Annotated in this window: 1 protein-coding gene; it reads left to right on the plus strand. The window is 61.5% G+C overall.

Translation table 11 applies throughout. The features are described 5' to 3' along the window. The first annotated feature begins 324 nt into the window (after positions 1–324). Positions 325–2,268 (plus strand): M23 family metallopeptidase, encoded by a 1,944-nt coding sequence (locus tag AYK65_RS13245; protein ID WP_046116421.1) that lies wholly within the window; start codon positions 325–327, stop codon positions 2,266–2,268. Positions 2,269–2,384: the final 116 nt, after the last annotated feature.

Genomic DNA, 2,384 nt, shown 5'->3' on the forward strand with positions numbered 1-2,384 from the left:
TCGGGCTTATAGACCCGCCACCCCCGACACGTCAACAGGGTTCTTCGAAAAAAATGACAGTTTTCTGACAAAGCCCGGAAATGCAGGGCTTTGTGGCTGGAAGATTCTTTTTTCACGTTTCCGCCACCCCTGTGGATAGGGGATTTCGCCTTCACTTCTTCACAATCGGCCGATCTAAGCCAATCACCGACGCGCGTCGTCCGGTAAACGGCGCGCCGGCCAGGTCAGCGCAGCGATTTGACTTCGGCGCTCGGAACAGGCACACCTTCGTAAAAAGTACGATTATAAGAACACGGCAAGAGCAATCGGGGACCTCCAGTTGGCATGATCAGCAACAGGAAGATGCTGCGGTCGCTCGGCGACCAACCGCCGATCCTTGCGGATGGCCGTCGCGCGCCGGACCGGCGCGAGATCTCCATGCGCTGGCTTTCGGGCACGTTTCTGACCGGCATCACCTCGAGCCTGTTGATGGGCGTCGCGCTTTTCGCGGCTCTCGACGGCCGCCAGCAGCTTGCGATCCCGGCGGAGGCCTTTGCAGCACTGGATCCCTCGACTCCTGCCGGTGCCGCCAAACGCGGAGACCGCATTCTCTCGCCCAATATCGTCGCCAAGCCGGCCGACAAGACGGTCATGGAAGTCTCCACCATGATCCATGACGGCGAGAAGGAGGTGGTCCGCCGCCAGCCCTTCGTTCACGTCAAGATGGCGCTGGCCGCCAACCACCAGACTTCCGAAAGCTATCCGGACTTCGACCCCCTGGCGATCTTTTCCACGGACGAGGCGGACGCGGAAGCACCCACCGCCAAGACCGGAACGATCTACGGCTCGGACGTCGAGTCCGAGGTGGCACTGAAAACCGTGGATTTTCCAGTGAATGGCGCCGGCCTTGCCTTCGGACCGTCTATGTCGCTCGACGAGGTCGAGGAGAACGTCCGCACCAACGGATCGGTGCTGACGGAGGGCAATACGCAGGTAGCATCGCTCTTCTATGTCGACCCGCAACGCTTTGCCTCGGACGCCGGCAACCTCGACCTGATGCAGGGGCTTTCTGCCCGCATCGTCGAGGAGAACATGAGCGTCTCCACCTACGAGAACATCACCAAGCAGAGCACCGAATATGCCGATGACGTCATACCGGTACGCCGCGCGACGCCGATTGCGACGGTGATGATCAATGCCGGTTACGCCAAAGCTCAGGCCGCGGATGCGGCCGGTTATCTCGAAGAGGCGCTCGGGGCCAAGGAGCTTTCCGCCGGCGACGTGCTGCGTATCGGCATCATCCAGAAGGGCGAGGAGGCGCGAATCGTCCGCGCCACGATCTACTCGCGCAACCGGCACGTGCTCACCATGGCGGTGGACGACAGCGGTCGCTTCGTTCCCGGCGCCGAACCGCCGAAGCTCGACGCGGTCGCGACCGCCTTCGACGACACCGGCACGCCGGTGGTCACCAGCGGTCACGACCTGCCCCGCGTCTATGATGGAATCTATCGCGCCGCACTCTCCTACGGCATGAACGCCGACATGGTCGCGCTCATCGTCAAGCTGCTCGCGAGCAATGTCGATTTCCAGGCCCAGCTCAAGCCGACGGATTCGCTCGAAGCCTTTTTCTCCGTCACCGATGAAAGCGGGCAAGCAACAGAGGAGTCGGAGCTTCTCTACGTCAACGCCAAATTCGGCGATGCGGAAACACGCTTCTACCGCTTCCAGGATCCGGATGACAATTCGGTCGACTATTTCGACAAGGACGGCAAGAGCATCCGCCAGTTCCTGCTGCGCAACCCGGTTCCGAACGGTCATTTCCGTTCCGGCTTCGGCATGCGCCGTCACCCGATCCTCGGTTTCTCGCGCATGCACACGGGCGTCGACTGGTCCGCCCCTCGCGGCACCCCGATCATTGCGGCGGGCAATGGCGTCGTGGAGAAGGCCGGTTGGGATTCCGGAGGCTATGGCAACCAGACGCTGATCCGCCATGCCAACGGCTATGTCTCGTCCTACAACCACCAAAGTGCGATCGCTAAGAGCGTGAAGCCCGGCGCCAAGGTCGTGCAGGGTCAGGTGATCGGCTGGGTCGGAACGACCGGCCTTTCGACCGGTCCGCACCTCCATTACGAATTGATCGTCAACGGCAATAAGGTCGACCCGCTCCGCATCCGCTTGCCAGGAGGAAAGTCGCTTTCCGGCGAGGCGCTGGCAAAGTTCGAGGAAGAGCGCGAGCGCATCGACGAACTCCTCGGCAGGGACGATGCGAGCGAAGTCGCGAGTCAATAACGGCGAAACCGGTTTGATGCGAACGCAAGAAGGCCGCCTCAGGGGCGGCCTTCTGTCTTCGGTGGTGAGGCCGCCTACTGCATGTTTCCTTAAATCGTACCCGATTTAAGGACAAA

Origin of the sequence: Ensifer aridi (assembly GCF_002078505.1) — a bacterium.
GTDB classification, from domain to species: Bacteria; Pseudomonadota; Alphaproteobacteria; order Rhizobiales; family Rhizobiaceae; genus Sinorhizobium; species Sinorhizobium aridi.

What these genes read in the sequence shown, in the direction of transcription:
- AYK65_RS13245 (WP_046116421.1), top strand. Translation starts at nt 325, where the DNA reads ATGATCAGCAACAGGAAGATGCTGCGGTCGCTCGGCGACCAACCGCCG.